Annotated in this window: 13 protein-coding genes and 1 pseudogene; 9 read left to right on the forward strand and 5 right to left on the reverse strand. The window is 40.3% G+C overall.

Annotation, left to right across the window (positions count from 1 at the left end; all coding sequences use genetic code 11):
• The first annotated feature begins 26 nt into the window (after positions 1–26).
• From QR40_RS08680 to QR40_RS08690, 3 genes and pseudogenes are all read left to right on the forward strand, one after another.
• Complete coding sequence (locus QR40_RS08680) at positions 27–890, forward strand: M23 family metallopeptidase (RefSeq protein ID WP_052430756.1); 864 nt, start codon at positions 27–29, stop codon at positions 888–890.
• A 381-nt stretch (positions 891–1,271) separates the two neighbouring features.
• The gene (locus tag QR40_RS08685) at positions 1,272–1,544 is read left to right on the forward strand and encodes a GIY-YIG nuclease family protein (RefSeq protein ID WP_044290266.1); all 273 of its coding nucleotides are present in this window, start codon (positions 1,272–1,274) and stop codon (positions 1,542–1,544) included.
• A gap of 264 nt (positions 1,545–1,808) precedes the next feature.
• Positions 1,809–3,251 (forward strand): annotated as a pseudogene (locus QR40_RS08690) (IS1182 family transposase); the annotation flags it as partial.
• A gap of 119 nt (positions 3,252–3,370) precedes the next feature.
• Here the strand turns inward: QR40_RS08690 and QR40_RS31700 are convergent.
• Together QR40_RS31700 and rpsT are read right to left on the reverse strand one after the other, a co-directional pair.
• Positions 3,371–3,511, reverse strand: coding sequence for a hypothetical protein (locus QR40_RS31700; protein WP_160295788.1), 141 nt, complete (start codon positions 3,509–3,511; stop codon positions 3,371–3,373).
• A 309-nt stretch (positions 3,512–3,820) separates the two neighbouring features.
• A complete protein-coding gene (gene rpsT, locus QR40_RS08695) occupies positions 3,821–4,084 on the reverse strand; it encodes a 30S ribosomal protein S20 (RefSeq protein ID WP_027296967.1) in 264 nt (87 codons plus the stop codon).
• A 230-nt stretch (positions 4,085–4,314) separates the two neighbouring features.
• Between rpsT and gpr the strand changes: the two genes are divergently transcribed.
• The 3 genes from gpr to lepA all read left to right on the forward strand — a co-directional run bounded on the left by gpr (position 4,315) and on the right by lepA (position 8,606).
• The gene (gpr, locus tag QR40_RS08700; protein WP_027296968.1) at positions 4,315–5,268 is read left to right on the forward strand and encodes a GPR endopeptidase; all 954 of its coding nucleotides are present in this window, start codon (positions 4,315–4,317) and stop codon (positions 5,266–5,268) included.
• 43 nt (positions 5,269–5,311) lie between these two features.
• Positions 5,312–6,613, forward strand: coding sequence for a stage II sporulation protein P (locus QR40_RS08705; RefSeq protein ID WP_044294372.1), 1,302 nt, complete (start codon positions 5,312–5,314; stop codon positions 6,611–6,613).
• Between the two features lie 178 nt (positions 6,614–6,791).
• Positions 6,792–8,606 (forward strand): translation elongation factor 4, encoded by a 1,815-nt coding sequence (gene lepA, locus QR40_RS08710; RefSeq protein WP_027296970.1) that lies wholly within the window; start codon positions 6,792–6,794, stop codon positions 8,604–8,606.
• A gap of 100 nt (positions 8,607–8,706) precedes the next feature.
• On the opposite strand, the gene QR40_RS08715 is transcribed toward lepA, so the two are convergent.
• Positions 8,707–8,886 carry a type II toxin-antitoxin system antitoxin gene (locus tag QR40_RS08715; protein ID WP_044289791.1) on the reverse strand — a complete coding sequence of 60 codons (180 nt, stop codon included), beginning with the start codon at positions 8,884–8,886 and terminating at the stop codon, positions 8,707–8,709.
• 34 nt (positions 8,887–8,920) lie between these two features.
• Positions 8,921–9,901, reverse strand: a complete 981-nt coding sequence (locus QR40_RS08720; protein ID WP_027296971.1) for an SPFH domain-containing protein — start codon at positions 9,899–9,901, stop codon at positions 8,921–8,923.
• A gap of 267 nt (positions 9,902–10,168) precedes the next feature.
• Here QR40_RS08720 and QR40_RS08725 point away from each other — a divergent pair, with 267 nt between their 5' ends.
• The 3 genes from QR40_RS08725 to QR40_RS08735 all read left to right on the forward strand — a co-directional run bounded on the left by QR40_RS08725 (position 10,169) and on the right by QR40_RS08735 (position 15,892).
• The gene (locus QR40_RS08725; RefSeq protein WP_044294375.1) at positions 10,169–13,177 is read left to right on the forward strand and encodes a CotH kinase family protein; all 3,009 of its coding nucleotides are present in this window, start codon (positions 10,169–10,171) and stop codon (positions 13,175–13,177) included.
• 74 nt (positions 13,178–13,251) lie between these two features.
• Complete coding sequence (hemW, locus tag QR40_RS08730; protein WP_044294376.1) at positions 13,252–14,409, forward strand: radical SAM family heme chaperone HemW; 1,158 nt, start codon at positions 13,252–13,254, stop codon at positions 14,407–14,409.
• Between the two features lie 172 nt (positions 14,410–14,581).
• A complete protein-coding gene (locus tag QR40_RS08735) occupies positions 14,582–15,892 on the forward strand; it encodes a CHAP domain-containing protein (protein ID WP_160295789.1) in 1,311 nt (436 codons plus the stop codon).
• Between the two features lie 93 nt (positions 15,893–15,985).
• Here QR40_RS08735 and QR40_RS08740 read toward each other — a convergent pair whose 3' ends face one another.
• Entirely contained in the window at positions 15,986–16,723 is a 738-nt protein-coding gene (locus QR40_RS08740) for an SGNH/GDSL hydrolase family protein (RefSeq protein ID WP_141728555.1), read from the reverse strand.
• Between the last annotated feature and the right edge of the window lie 274 nt (positions 16,724–16,997).

The raw sequence follows: 16,997 nt of genomic DNA on the forward strand, positions 1-16,997 counted from the left end.
TTGATCAATAGTACGAGGTGAAGAATATGCAGAAAAAAGATGTTGTAAAGTTTTTTAAGAAAAAAGGAACCATTGTGGCATTGAGTCTGTGTCTGGTGGGAGGAGTAGCAGCAGCTTCCTATTATACTATGGAATTGTCACAAAATGCAAAAGAAGAAGAGCAGAATCTGGTAGACCTGAATGAAGAACCAAAAGATCCGGAACCATCGGACCCAATCACAACAGATAAAACATCACAATCAGAGAACAACACAAAAGAAAACGGAAATAAGAATGCCACATCCGGCGACACTAAAAATCAGACAGAATCAGACGCTTCTAAACCTACATTAGCAAATGATATGGACGTAGACCCGGCATATCTGGCAGATAACGAAGCAAAAACAAGTGCTGATGCAAAAACAGCAAAAGAGTCAGAAGACAGCGTAGATGCAAATTCAACAAATATCCAGGCGAAAATAGAACCAACCGTTGATTTTGGAGATAACAGCACATTGACATGGCCGGTAGCAGGAACTGTATTAATCGACTACAGTATGGACTCTACCGTATACTTCAAAACATTAAATGTTTACAAATATAATCCGGCACTTATTATCGGGAGTGAAGTAAACGGACAAGTTCTGGCAGCAGCAAAAGGCATTGTAGAATCCATCGACGTAAATGACGAAACAGGAACAACTATCACCATGAATATTGGAAACAACTACGAATTGGTATATGGACAGTTAAAAGAAGTTCCGGTAGCAGTAGGCGATGTTGTAGAAACAGGATCCATCATAGGTTATGTAAGCGAACCTACAAAATATTATTGCGAAGAAGGAAGCAACCTTTTCTTTGAGATGAAAAAAGATGGTACACCTGTAGATCCATTCCTGTACCTGGAGTAAAGTCAATTGTAATCATAAACAAGAAGATAAATAAAGGTCTTAAATTTTCATTCTTTCCGGCAGGAGAAGTGACGTTCACGTCATGATTAATCGGAAGAAGAAGATTTAAGGCCTTTTCCCAACCATTCAAAAACCTTGCACACTTTCCGAAGAAGAGAGTATACTATATTAGTACAGCGGATAAGAACTCCACTGTACCGAATAAAGTTACACCTGCGGATACGCAATCGAATCTTTCTTACTTGGCGTTACAATTTCCAAATGCAAACTGTCGTATTTGATATGGGTGAAGTACTTTTTCGTCGATTGCTTTTTATAATAAGCGCATGTATGAGGTTCTTGTATGTGCGCTTTACATAGACAATAAAGGATGAAGGTAAAATGAATTATACGTATATATTAAAGTGCAGTGATGACACCTACTATACCGGTTGGACAAACAATCTGGAGAAACGGATTGATGATCATAACAGTGGAAAAGGTGCCAAGTACACGAAAGGAAGGCGGCCGGTAGTTCTTGCTTATTGTGAGATATTTGCAACGAGACAGGAGGCAATGAAAAGAGAATATGAGATTAAAAAACTCCCGAAAAAGGACAAGCTGAAACTCATGGAAGGATTTTCATACCGGGAGCAATTGGAGAATCTGCTGTAAACGCAAAAAACGGCTGCCGCGGAAGATACTAGTACTACAGCGAACAATTTCATCTTAAATTTGGGTTTAGCTGATTAAAGACGCTTTGTAGATGTAGGTAGTGTACGGAAAGAGAAGGGGACGGACCAATGTCCTGGTCCGCCCCCTTCTCTTTCCGAGATAGCATTCGTTGATACAAAGCTGGTATTCTCGAGGCCACTGAAAAAGTAGATATTACCGTCTATTTTTGATATAATGTATGTATCAAATAAAGGCGGTGTTTTTATGGTAGATCAACAACAAAAATTAGTATTAAGTTCCTACATGAAAATATATGAATTGGTGGTTCCCAGGAATAATCTTCTCCGACAGATAAAAGAACTCGTAAACTTCGGATTTATTTATGAAGAGTTAATTGATAAATATTGTCTTGATAACGGACGTAATGCAGTTCCACCTATCCGCATGTTTAAATATCTGCTGTTAAAAGCAATTTATGATCTATCGGATGTTGATGTCGTAGAGCGTTCCAGGTATGATATGTCTTTTAAATACTTTCTGGATATGGTGCCGGAGGAGGAGGTTATTAATCCCAGCTCATTGACGAAATTTCGTAAATTGCGATTAAAAGATATGGCACTTTTAGATATGCTGATTGCGAAAACAGTCCAGATTGCATTAGAGCAGGAAATCATAAAATCAAAAACCATTATTGTTGATGCCACACATACAAAATCAAGATACAATCAAATGACTCCGCGGCAGGCACTACAGGAAAGGTCAAAAAAACTACGGCGTACCGTTTATGAAGTGGAAGAAACAATGAAAAACCAGTTTCCTGCTAAAAATACAGAAGATTCTTTGGAAAAAGAACTGGCGTATTGCAATCAGCTTATTTCCACTATAAAAGAGAATAAAACGATATGCAGCTATCCCAAAGTGCAGGAAAAATTGAAATTATTAGAAGAAGCTGTCCGTGATGACCTTGAACAAATGGATACCTCAAAAGATGGGGATGCAAAAATTGGACATAAGACAGCAGACACCTCCTTCTTTGGATATAAAACACATATCGCCATGACGGAAGAAAGAATTATTACAGCTGCCACAATAACCAGCGGAGAGAAAACGGATGGAAAGGAATTGGCAGCCCTGGTACAGAAAAGCAGGGAAGCAGGAATGGAGATTAAAACAGTTATTGGTGACAAGGCATATGCAAGCAAAAAAAATATAGATGCTGCAAGAGAAGAAGATTATGAACTGGTCGCTAGATTATGCAGTAATGTTACACAAGGAAATCGTAAAAAGGAAGATAAATTTGAATTTAACAAAGATGCTTTAATGTATCAATGTAAAGCAGGGCATATGGCAATCCATAAATATCTGAATAAACAAAAAGCTGAGGGCAGGAATGCGCGGATAACCTATACTTTTGATATAAAAAAATGTAAAAAATGCCTTTATAGAGAAGGATGCTACAAAGAGGGAGCGAAAAAAAAGACATATACAGAGACGGTCATCAGTGATACCCATAGCGAACAGGCACAATTTCAGGAAACGGAATATTTTAAAGAAAAAGTAAAAGAGCGTTATAAGATAGAAGCAAAAAACAGCGAGTTAAAACATAGACATGGTTATGACGTTGCGTCATCATCAGGTCTTATTGGCATGGAAATGCAGGGGGCGATGGCAATATTTGCAGTGAACCTCAAACGAATCATGAAAGTGATGGGGGAAAATAAAGGAATCCCTAGTTCAGAAAAAGGAATCATCCATAGAAAATGTACAAAAATCCACCAGAAAAATTTGAGTCTGGTGGATTTTGTGTTTTATTAATAAGGAAGGATTTAAAAACATATGTTTTTCAGTGCCCTCGAGAAAACCAGCTTTGTATCAACGAATGCTATCTCGGAAAGGTTAGAAAATACCAGTTCTGCGGCCAGCTGACGGAGCCCATGCCAGTTTTCCACACCCATCTTTCCGTACACTACCTCCATCTACAAAGCGTCATTAATCAGCAAAACCCAAATATAATAAACCCGCAGGTAGTCCCTATGTCAAGTATTAACTCATAACATTGCATGTAATAGTGAACTATAAGCCACTTATAAACTGTTCGCTGTAGTGTTTGAACGTGTTTGAAAATCAAGAACATAATCATTTTCAGACATGATCATGCCACACAGCGTATAAATTATGACATATGCGGTGATACTTGGCTGTAAAGTGAAAAGAAAAAAGAATAAAAAAAGAACCTTCGGTTGACGGTGCCGAAGGTTCTTATAACATGTATAAAATTATGCGATACTGTTAACTGCTTTTGCTAAACGAGAAACTTTTCTAGCAGAAGTATTCTTATGATAAACACCCTTTGAAGTAGCTTTATCAATGATAGCAGTAGCTGATAATAAAGCAGCTTTAGCAGCTTCTTTATCCTGTGCTACAACAGCAGCATCTACTTTTTTAATAGCTGTTTTAACGCCAGACTTGATTGCTTTGTTGCGCTCAGCCTTTGTCCTGTTTACTAAAATTCTTTTTTTTGCAGATTTAATGTTAGCCAATCCGTACACCTCCAAAATATTTTAATTTGAAATGATTATTTTCTATTGTTACATTAAAGCCGGACACGGACGATCTAATGTAAACATACTCATATATTCTAGTCTAAGATATCTTACTTGTCAATACATAATTCGCAAAATTATGTAAAAAATAGTAAAAACAAGAGACGGTGTGTCTGTCGATGGATTTTTTTCTATTATAACAGCGCACCCTATAGAAGGAGGAACATATGCTGGGTAAATTTAATATCCGAACAGACCTTGCGTTAGAGGCAAAAGAGAGTTTTGAAGAGGATGACGTCAAAATCAGAGGTGTCAGGATTGAGGAGGAGGAAGACGAGAAACTGGAGATCAAAACGACTACAGTGGTAATTGAGACAGAAAATGGTGCAAAATCCATGGGTAAACCGGTAGGTACGTATATTACGCTGGAAGCGCCTAATATGTCAGTGCCGGATGAGGATTATCATCGGGAGATCAGCAAAGAACTTGCCAAACATTTAAAAGAGCTGATGGGAGAAGAGGAAAAGTCTGTCCTGATCGTAGGCCTTGGAAACCGGGAAGTAACACCCGATGCAATAGGCCCTAATGTTGTAAACAATGTGAAAATTACCCGCCATGTAATAAAAGAATATGGTAAAGCTTCTATGGATATGGAGAAAGCAAATCAGGTCAGCGGTCTTGTTCCGGGCGTTATGGCGCAGACCGGTATGGAGACATTAGAAATTATCCGGGGTGTTGTGGATGAAACCAAACCGGATCTTGCCATTGTAGTTGATGCCCTGGCTGCCAGGAGCACCAAAAGGCTCAGCCGAACAATTCAGTTAACGAATACGGGAATTAATCCGGGTTCCGGAGTAGGGAACCATCGCAGCGGTATTAACGAAGAATCTCTTGGCATTCCCGTAATTGCAATTGGAGTCCCAACAGTTGTGGATGCGGCCACAATTGTAAATGACACCATGGAAAACCTGGTTGCGACCATGGATGCCACTCCCCAGATGCAGGATTTGGGAGGCGTACTGGGAACAATGAATCAGATGGAGAAGCATCAGATGATCAGTGAGCTGATTTCACCCCACCTCAATACCATGTTTGTAACACCAAAGGATATTGACGAAACAGTGAAACGAATCGGATATACCATATCAGAAGCATTAAATATTGCATTGCAGTTGGCATAAAAATTAGTTTTACCTCATATATTTAAGAATATGGGGTGAGAATATGAAGCATGCGGAGAAATGGATACGAATCATATTGTGGCTGCTGTTTTTTGTTTTGGGGGGTTACATTATATATAGAGGAATCGGGATTGCATCGGAAAACGGATGGTTTGAGAAGTCATCCGTAGTTTCCAATATCTACAAAGGAATTGAGGAAATGTCAGTGGGCACTTTTATGCCAGGACTTTCCTACTCGGCAAATCAGACAAGCAATGGGGAGCATTGGTTGTCTGATTTGTTTAGTGAAAGTTTTCCTTTGTATGAATATGTTAACATGCAGGAAGGATACGAGCAGAATATTGAAAGTAAAAGCGAATACGAAATGATTCTGGCTGCGGAAGCTGCGGCAGAGGACAATATGGTGCCAAGGCCCAAAGAAGAAATACCGGAGGATACCAATGAAACAGATGCCAGCATGGAATCTGAGGTGGCAAGTGCACAGGGAGAGACGCAAAGCGAGACAGGAGAATCCAACCAGGATGGATCCGACAGCGTTGCAGCAGATGCAGGCGTAATAAAGCGTGCACCCGTCGCAGAGATTCCTATGGATAAACTTCTGGATTATGACTATGTTCTAAACAATTTCTATGCGATTGATATGACGACGACGATTGACAGGGAGCATTTGGATGTAAATAATCTGATCAATGAAAAAATGACTCTGGAACAGGATAATTCCAAGCCACAGATTTTAATCTACCATACCCATTCCCAGGAAGCTTTCGCAGACAGTATACCGGGGGATGTGAGTACCACAATTGTTGGAATCGGAGAGTATCTGTCCAATATCCTGCGGAATAAATATGGATATAATGTTATCCATAATACAGGGGTTTATGATTTGATAGATGGAGAACTGGACCGGAATAAAGCATATGATCTGGCTTTTGAAGAAGTATCTCAGGTATTGGCGGATAACCCGTCGATCGAAGTGGTAATTGATTTACATAGAGATGGAGTGGACGGTAAGAAAATGGTAACCGAGATTGACGGAAAGCAAACCGCCCAGATCATGTTTATCAACGGACTTAGCAGAACAACCCAGAATGGAGATATCACCTATCTGCCCAATCCGTATATTCCGGATAATCTGGCATTTGCATTTCAGATGAAATTAAAGGCCATGGAGTATTATCCTGATTTTACAAGAAGTAATTATCTGATGGCATACCGGTTTAACATGCATCTGCGTCCCAAGACCCTGCTTGTGGAATCCGGTACCCAGTTAAGCACAGTAGAGGAAGAGCGCAATGCCATGCTGCCGCTTGCAGATATTTTACATCAGGTGCTCAGTGGGGAGTAGACAAGAGGGGAATAAATGTGATACACTGTCTTGGAAAGTCAAATACTCCGCCGCAAGCTGCGGAGTATTTGACCCTCGCGGCAGTCGCCGGATGGACATGCGAGCATGTCCGCCAGGCTCGTTGCCCGCAGAAATAAAGTCGACGGATAGCGATTCGACCCACTGAGGAGGAACAGACGTGGCAGGGATAGATCAGAGCAAAATAAGGAATTTTTGTATTATCGCTCATATTGACCATGGTAAATCAACATTGGCAGACCGTATTATAGAGAAAACGGGTCTGTTAACCAGCCGTGAAATGCAGGCTCAGGTATTGGATAATATGGATTTAGAAAGAGAACGGGGCATTACCATTAAAGCACAGGCTGTAAGAACCGTCTATAAGGCGAAAGACGGGGAAGAGTATGTTTTCAACCTGATTGATACGCCGGGGCATGTGGATTTTAACTATGAGGTTTCCAGGAGCCTGGCTGCCTGTGACGGGGCAATCTTAGTTGTAGATGCCGCACAGGGAATAGAGGCACAGACACTTGCCAATGTATATCTGGCAATGGATCACGACCTGGATGTCATGCCGGTTATCAATAAAATCGACCTTCCAAGTGCCGATCCGGAACGTGTAATCAATGAGATAGAGGATGTAATTGGGATTGAAGCCCAGGATGCACCCCGGATATCAGCCAAGACAGGGCTGAATGTGGAGGAGGTCTTAGAGCAGATCGTAAATAAAATACCAGCGCCTAAGGGTGATCCTGAAGCATCATTGCAGGCATTGATATTTGATTCTATCTACGATTCTTACAAAGGAGTTATCGTATTTTGCAGAATCAAGGAAGGCTCGGTAAAACGTGGTACCCAGATGCTTATGATGGCTACAAAGGCAACTGCGGAAGTAGTAGAGGTCGGATATTTCGGTGCGGGGCAATTCATACCATGTGAAGAATTAAGTGCCGGAATGGTTGGCTATATTACAGCCAGCTTGAAAAATGTAAAAGACACCCGTGTGGGAGATACCATCACCAACGCGCAGAATCCCTGTGCAGCACCGCTTCCGGGTTATAAAAAAGTAAATCCTATGGTATATTGCGGTATGTATCCTGCGGATGGAGCAAAATATCCCGATTTGCGGGATGCATTAGAGAAATTACAGTTAAATGACGCTTCCCTGCAGTTTGAAGCGGAGACATCCATTGCTCTCGGTTTTGGTTTCCGCTGTGGATTTTTGGGACTATTACACCTGGAAATCATTCAGGAACGTTTAGAACGGGAATACAACCTGGATCTGGTAACAACGGCGCCGGGTGTTATCTATAAGGTATATAAAACGAATGGCGATGTGATTGAACTCACCAACCCGTCAAACCTTCCTGATCCTTCCGAAATCGAATATATGGAAGAACCGGTAGTAAGCGCCGAGATCATGGTAACAACGGAATTCATCGGTTCCATTATGGAACTCTGCCAGGAACGCAGAGGTGTATACTTAGGGATGGAATATATGGAAGAGACCAGGGCATTATTAAAATATGAACTGCCATTAAATGAAATCATCTACGACTTTTTCGATGCGCTGAAGTCCCGTTCCAGAGGCTATGCTTCATTTGACTATGAAATGAAAGGCTATGAACGTTCGGAACTGGTGAAACTGGACATCCTGGTTAACCGGGAAGATGTAGATGCTCTGTCTTTTATCGTACATGCGGCAACCGCTTATGAAAGAGGGCGTAAAATGTGTGAAAAGCTGAAAGAAGAGATTCCAAGGCAGTTATTTGAAATCCCGATTCAGGCAGCAATCGGAAGTAAGATCATTGCCCGGGAGACTGTAAAAGCTATGCGTAAAGACGTTCTTGCAAAATGTTACGGCGGTGATATCAGCCGTAAGAGAAAACTTCTTGAGAAACAGAAGGAAGGTAAGAAGCGTATGAGGCAGATTGGTAATGTTGAGATTCCGCAGAAAGCTTTTATGAGCGTACTGAAGCTGGATGATAAGTAAAATTTTTGTTCAGTCATATACAGAACTTCTCAGGTTAGTTCGCTGAGTATTAAAATTTTTAAAATGAATGTTATATTTGAAATAAAACAAGGATTCCGGCTCAGGAATCCTTGTTTTTGTGATGTTTTACACATTCTGTCAATAAATACTCGATTTGCCCATTAATGGAGCGGAAGTCATCTTCCGCCCATTGGGCCAGGTCATTCCAGAGGCTGGCAGACAGCCTTAAGGGAACCTGTTTTTTACTTTTATCTTTTGGTTTATTCTCCAACGCTGCCATCCTCCCTTTTTTTATAGAAATAATGGTATTTGTGTTAATAAAGTGAGCCGCTGTTTACAATGGGCTGGGCATCTTTGTTACCGCAGAGTACAACCAGAAGATTGCTTACCATAGCAGCTTTTCTTTCTTCGTCTAATTCCACGATCTCGTTTTCGCTTAATTTCTGTAAAGCCATTTCCACCATGCTGACAGCACCTTCTACGATTTTCTGACGGGCATCGATAATAGCGGCTGCCTGCTGCCTCTGAAGCATTGCAGATGCGATCTCAGGAGCGTAGGAGAGATGGGTAATACGAACTTCAATAATGCTGATTCCCGCATCCTCTACTTTTTCCTGCAGCTCGCCTTTCATAATATCAGCGACTTCCTGGCTGCTGCCGCGAAGTGATCTTTCATCCCCGCCTTCACTGGTATCATAAGGATATCTTCTGGCTGCATTTCGTGTGATCGCGTCACACTGGATAGAAAGGTATTTTTTGTAGTTTTCTACATTTAATACAGCTTTTGTGGCATTTTCTACTTTCCAGATTACTACAGTTCCGATTTCGATCGGATTACCAAGTTCGTCATTCACCTTTTGCTTTTCATTGTTTAAAGTCAATGTCTTAAGAGATATTTTTTTGCTTCCTTCGCCTCCAATGTTAACGGCTGCACCGTTTCCGGCTGAGGCGCTTACATACTTTTTGACAGTTGGGTTAATTGCGGAGCAAAATGGGTTCACCCAGAAAAATCCATCGTTTTTTAAGGTTCCGTAGTAGTTACCAAAAAGGGCAAGAACCAGAGCTTCATTCGGATTGATGACTTTCAAACCTCCGAATCCAATACATGCAGCAATGAAAATGATAATTGACAATACAGCTAAAATTCCTTGTAAAGCACCTTCAAATACTGACATGCCTGCAATGAATAGGGCAACACTTCCTAAAAGACCGATAATGCACAGAAATAACATCCCCATGCCGTTTGCCGCTTTTAAGTTTTTCTCTTCTGTTATCTTCTGTTTGTTGATCTCCATAATCCCATCCTCCTTCAGATGATTAAAATGATATTAAATTGATATCACTATGATAACTCTAAATAGTTTGAAAGTCAAGACATTTTAAATGAATTTTAGAAATATTGGTTTATATTTTATGCATTGTTATACTTCCCTGATATAGAGCCGGATTCCGTTGTAAAATATAGGGAAAAATGTTATACTCCAAGCAGAAATTGAGTGTTGGATATGCAGGGGAAAAGGGGTAAGCAATGAGAAAAAAATAATGTGAGAGGAGAAAAAGAGATGGGAGAGAGAAGGTATTTAGAAAGAGGGAATTTAGAAAGAAGACGTTTAGAAGGAACGTATTTATTAAGGAAGTATTTATTGGGGAAGTTTGCTGCCGCCGTTTATGTTTACATATTTATGGCAGCGGGGGTTTGTCTGCTGGGGATGATGGTCCCTGTATTGACAGCTAAGGCTGAGAATGCTGCAGTTTATGCAGAATTTACAACAGAATATGCGAAGCCGGGTATGGCGCTGGAAGTGGAGCTGCATGGGGATTCTTTAGCCGGGGACTACCAATATAAGTGGTCCGTGAATGGTAATGCAATCGATAATGACACAAACTCCTACATTCCATCGGAAGAAGATCTGGAATCTTTTATTGAAGTGACGGTCTATACGGAGGGTGGAAAAAATAGTTATTCCTGCAGTTTATATTGCAGCCAGCTTCCGGTTATGTATGTAACTACAGAGGCGGAGATCCAAAACAAAGAGGATTACGTTGCGGGAACCCTGACCACAAAGCGGAATGAAGAATATATGAATCAGGATGCAACTGTTTATAATGGTAATATCGAAATAAGATACCGCGGCAACAGTACGATGGGATATGATAAAAAACCATATAAAATCAAGCTGGATAAAAAGACAGATATGTTTGGATTTGGTAAGAACAAACACTGGGTTCTTCTTGCTAATCACCTGGATGGTGCCCTGATGCGCAATAAACTGGCATATGAATTGTCCGGATTCCTGGGTATGCCCTATATGCAGTCGACGGATGTGGTATTGATCATGAATGGCAGATATGACGGAATCTACCAGTTTTGTGAGCAGATCCGTGTGGATTATAAATCGGATGGAAACCGTGTGGATATTTATGATTGGGAGAAGGCTTCCGAGGACTTTGCCGGTATTATAGCAGAAGACAAGACGTCGGATTTTGATAAAAATCTTGTTGCGGATTTAGAAAATACAATGCTTAAGGATATGACATGGGCTACTACTCATCAAGTTTATTTTAATGGACAAAATTACAATCTGGATAATTACAAAAAAATTAAGATACCAAAACTGTCAGGTGGTTTCTTGATAGAATTAGATTCTTATAACGATGAAATATCGTCTTTCAATACATCATTGGGGCATCTGTTAAAGTTCAAAAGTCCAGAATATGTTAATTCTAATAGAGAGTTAATGCAGTATGCCAGTGATTATTTAAATGCTTTTGAAAGGGCGATACAGTCCTATGATTTTTCGAGTAGCTGGAACCAGAATCAAGTAAGCTACCCGCAGTTATTTGATATGGATTCCCTTGTGAAATTCTGGATGGTAAATGAATTATTTATGAACGAGGATGCAATGAAGAAAAGCACGTATATGTATAAAGACATTAATGGTCTTTTCAGCATGGGACCAATCTGGGATATGGACTGGTCATCAGCATCAGATATCAGTGCAACAAATTTTCCATTAGAGTGGCAAACCCTTCATTTTAATGATGATAAGCAGAAATATCAATGGTATAAATATATGATACAGGATCCTTACTTTGCCATAAAAGCAAGAGAACTGTATCAGGAAATACGCGGGACTTATCTCCGGGATCTGATCAGTACGAATGGCATCATAAATACAAACAGAAGTTATTTAGGCCCTGCAGCCCAGGCAAATACAGAGAGATGGAATGGAAGTGGAGGGTTTCCGCATGGGGGATTTGATTATCAAGTTAATGAACTGAAAAATTTCCTGACAACAAGAATTTTCTGGCTGGATAATCAGTTCGCTACCGTAGAATCTCTGATGGATTCCTGGAATACAAACAGACTGGACGACGGCATAACAGGAGAATTAGACGTATCCCAAAATAACATAAATACAGCGACAGTTACAGTGCCAAAGGAGATCACGGAAATAGCACTGACCGTAAATGGAATTTATGCAGGTGTCGGGAAGGTAAAAGACGGCAAGGTTACGGTCAGCTTTGATGATACCTTTGTGAAGATTGGCGGCAATGCAGAGAATATTGCTGTTTATTGTGGAAAAGATAGGAATAACCAGACATACTATCAATATCAGTCCTTTACGAAGGAATCCCAACCCGTGATTCCCAGCTATCAGATCTCGGTAACGGCATCAGAAGGCGGCAGGGCTTATATCGAATCAGAAGAAGGGGAACTTTCTGGAATTGAAGTTCAGGAGGGAAGTACAGTTGCGGTAATGGCAGCTGCAGATGAAGGCTATGAGTTTCGAGGATGGTATGAAGATAAAGTAAGTGACGAAAATAAAGTATCTTCAGAGGCAGCTTATAATTTTACGGTATCAGCAAACCGGAAATTATTGGCTGAATTCCAAAAGACGCAAGTACAGCCTGAACCCGATCCGGAACCGAAACCGGAGCCCAAACCAGAGCCCAAACCAGAGCCGAAACCGGAACCGAAACCAGAACCGAAACCAGAACCAAAGCCGGAACCAGCGCCAAAGCCGGAGCCGGCAGTGGCAAAACCGGTTCAGCTAAAAGGAGCATCTATTAAGGCATCCAGCCTGAAGCTGACATGGAAAAAGGCAGCTAATGCTGTTTCCTATAAAGTTTACCGTGCAGTGAAGAAAAATGGGAAATATGAACTGCAGGCTGAAACGAAGAAGACCAGCTACAAAGATACAAAAGTAGTTCCGAAAAAAACATACTATTATAAGATTCAGGCGGTTAATAAAAACTCCGGCAAATATTCAGCGGTTACAAAGCTGAAAACAAAAGCGCTTACTGTCCCCAATATAAAGCTGAAATCCGTGAAAAAGAAACAGGTCAAAATATCCTGGGATAAGATTTCCGGAGCGAAAAAATATGTGGTTTACCGTTCAGATAAAGAGAAAGGAAAATATAAAAAGGTTGCAGTAACTGCAAAAACAAGTTATAAAGATACTAAGAAAATAAAATCTAAGAAAGTATATTATTATAAAGTCCGCGCTTACCATACCAGGACAAGCGATGGAAGCATATCAAAAATAAATTCAATTAAAGTAAAATAAAGAACAGCCAAATAAGGAACAGCAGTGCTGCCGGTTCACCCGTCAACATTGCTGTTCCGGAGAGGATGAATAAAATGGAACAGACGAAAAATTTAGGCATCTACATTCATATACCATTTTGTATTCGTAAATGCGCATATTGTGATTTCCTGTCTTTTACTTCTGAAGAGGAGGCAAGAAAAAAATATGCAGAATCCCTGATATCTGAAATCCAACAGTTTGAAGACGTGAAAAGATGGCACGTTACTTCTATATTTATTGGAGGAGGTACGCCGTCCGTGCTAAAGGAAGAGGAGACCGGCAGGATTCTGGAGGCAATTCAGAATAAATTCAATATGGACGAGGATGCAGAGATTACGACAGAAGCAAATCCTGGAACGCTTACGAAAGATAAGCTTTACACTTACCGGAGACAGGGCATTAACCGTCTCAGTCTGGGGCTTCAGTCTGTTCACGACAAGGAGTTAAAGCTTCTTGGAAGAATTCACACATATGATGATTTTCTAAAAGGCTTTCACCTGGCAAGAGAAGCAGGATTTTCTAATATTAATGTGGATTTAATGTCAGCTCTCCCAGGGCAGACAGCAGATTCCTGGAAAGAAAGCCTGTTAAAGATATTGCGGCTGAAGGTAGAGCATATCTCCGCTTACAGCCTGATCATAGAAGAGGGAACACCGTTCTATGAGAAGTATGCCGATGATGCAAAACTTCGGGATATGGGTGAAGACTGTCACATACTTCCTTCGGAAGAAGAGGAACGCGGGATGTACTATGAGACACGGCGCCTGACTGGGGAATATGGACTGGAACAGTATGAAATTTCTAATTATGCAAAACCGGGATACGAATGCAGGCATAATCAGGCTTACTGGCTGAGGCAGGATTATCTGGGATTTGGCTTAGGTGCCTCATCGCTCATAGACAATGTGCGTTTTCGCAATACAGTAGATTTAGCACAGTACAACCAGGGAATTTTTAAGAAAGAAGAAAGGGAGGTGCTGTCTTTACAGGAACAAATGGAAGAAACTATGTTCCTGGGGCTGCGTATGAAAGGGGGAATTTCAACAGTAGAATTCGAGACGGCTTTCCATACTCCATTTTCTGCTGTCTATGGAAAGACAGTGCTTGGCTTGAAAAATGAAGGGCTGGTGCAGACTGAGGATGAAAGAGTCTTCTTAACAGAAAAAGGATTTGATTTAAGCAATTATACACTGGCGCAGTTTTTGCTATAGCTATAAAAAGTGTAATAAATCCGGTTTTTTAACTGCAAAATATAACCAAATTTCTGAAGGAAATTAATTAAATTTTAAAGAAATGTTAAATAGTGGTTGAAAAGTCGTAATATATTGTGTATAATTAGCTCGTAACTTTGAAATGGAGTATGAAGAAAACAAGGGAATTTATATGAACAAAAAGGTTAAAGTTTTAATTTTGATGTGTTGTCTAGTAGTTGGCATGATTATACCAATGAAGCCGGAAGCAGCGGCAGCCTCCAGACTAAAGATTAGCGGACATAGTTATCCGGTATCTCATAAGTTAGGAACCAGCTTTTCACTAAAGGGAAGGATCTCATCAAATTATAAGATCAAAAGGATAACCGCAGGAATATACAATTCTTCTGGTAAGAAATCGTATTATAAGAGTAATATTTATCCGAATACGAAGAAATACAATCTGGCATATTCACCGGCTGATTATGCTTTACAGTTTGACAGATTAAAAAAAGGTAAGTATTTATACAAGGTTACGGCGAAAGATGCGTCTGGGAAATCAAGAACTTTGGTGAAAAGAACATTCAATGTTGTCACTAAAACTTCCAACCTAAAGATTACAAGTCCGGTACCAAGTTCCGATTTTGCAATAAATGCAGGTGGGCTCTATACGGTAGGCGGAACGGTAAAATCCAATTATAAGATTACGAATGTAACGGCGAAGGTTACTGATGCAGGCGGGGCAACCAAGTTCTCCAGATCAGTGAAGCCAAATACCAAGACTTTTAAAATAGGTTTTGAAATTGACAGTGCGATGTCATTTAATACACTACCGGCAGGTACCTATAAGTATATTGTAACTGCAAAGGATAAATCAGGGAAAGCCAAAACATTGGTAAAAAGAACCCTGACCGTAAAAAGCAATACACCTTCCAATCCGGATAACGGTTCAAACGGAGGTTCTTCAGGAGGCAGTAATTCAGGAGGAAATTCCAGTGGATCGACAGCTAATTTTGTTCAGCGAACAGTTCCGCCAGATCTGAATAATGGAAGTTACTATTCAGGACTCTATAATATTTACTTCAACTTTGATTATCTGGCACCAACGGGTAAGAAGACCAGCGGTGGCTATAACAGAGGCAATTGTACCTGGTATGCATGCGGAAGAGCAAGAGAAGTTATGCTGCAGGCAGGAAAGTCTCCAAATATGTCTATCTTCGGACCTGATCCGGTAGGTATCTGGAACGCAAATAAGAAAGACAAGGTCTATGCGTATGGTTCTACTCCAAAGGTTGGTTCATTAGTAATCTTTGATTACAACTCTTCAGGAGATGCACATATTGCAATGGTTGAGGCGATTATCAATGGTGTGCCATACGTTTCCGAATCCGGATACAGCATGACTAGTGTAAAACCAACTGCTTCGAATATATCTTTCCACTATGGAAATATGTATGAGTGGGGTGCTGGAAGAAGAATTTTAGGATACATATATTTAATATAGGATGAGTTGGAAAGCCTGTACCAGTTTTAGGACAGGATCCAGTGAAAAAGAATGCCTTTGCAGAGACGAGATGGTCTTTGCTAAGGCATTTTATTATGAGTGGAAAATTTGATCAGTCAGATATTGATGGATGGTTTTCGAAGTATCCTGAGTATAATGAAGACCGTCCACTGTATCGAATCCATTCTTTATGAGATAATTGTAGCAGTCCAGGTATCGGTTACTGAATATCTCCTGAAGAGATCCATTAAAATTTTGGATTTCAGCATTTGTGATTCCCTTGCACTTTTCTTCATTTACAGGATTCACAGACATAAAATAGAAAGATGCATCGGGATAGCTCTGAATCAATTCCTTAAATAGTGTCAGATAAAGACTGATATTTTCTACATCATTGACGCCCAGATTGAAGACGACTGTCTCGTCAGGTGATTCAGCCAGGACACCTTTTAACTCCGTCAGGCCTGTCTGCTTGAACCATTCATATCCTTCGCCCTCTTTTGCAATATATACAGTAGAATCTGAAGAATCAGATTTCATGGCCTCTTTCATAGCGACAGTTCGGGAATCCCCTACCAGAACGAAAGAAGAATCCGCATCTGCTGCAGAATTGCCGTTTGCCTGGTTGGATAAATGATCAGCAGACATTTGTTCATTTTCACTTTTAAAGGCATTATTTCCTCCATTTTGGGCATTTTCATAAAAAGGGAGGTATTTCTTGAGTGGGTTTGTATCTTCCATCATATAGAGCATCAGAATGGCGGACAGCGCCAGTAAAGCTGCTATTGATAATGATGCAAAGATCACAATCAGCGTATTTCCTTTTTTCATAATATTCATGCTGCCGGGTGGGCAGTATCCTTTCCTAGTCTTATCCTGTTGTATTTAGTACCAAAGCAGTTAGAAATTGCATGAACGATAAAATTCACTATACTATTTTACCTATAAATGTCAAATAGTTCAAGCTTTTTTAAATCCATGATATACTTTGTTAAATATAAAAATTAAAATAATTTCTAAAAAAAGTATAAATACTATTGACAAAAAAAAGGCAGAGTGCTATTTTATGTACATAGATGTTAGCACTCCACTCAGACGAGTGCTA

The sequence above is a fragment of the Robinsoniella peoriensis genome (genome assembly GCF_000797495.1).
In the GTDB taxonomy this organism is placed as follows: domain Bacteria; phylum Bacillota; class Clostridia; order Lachnospirales; family Lachnospiraceae; genus Robinsoniella; species Robinsoniella peoriensis.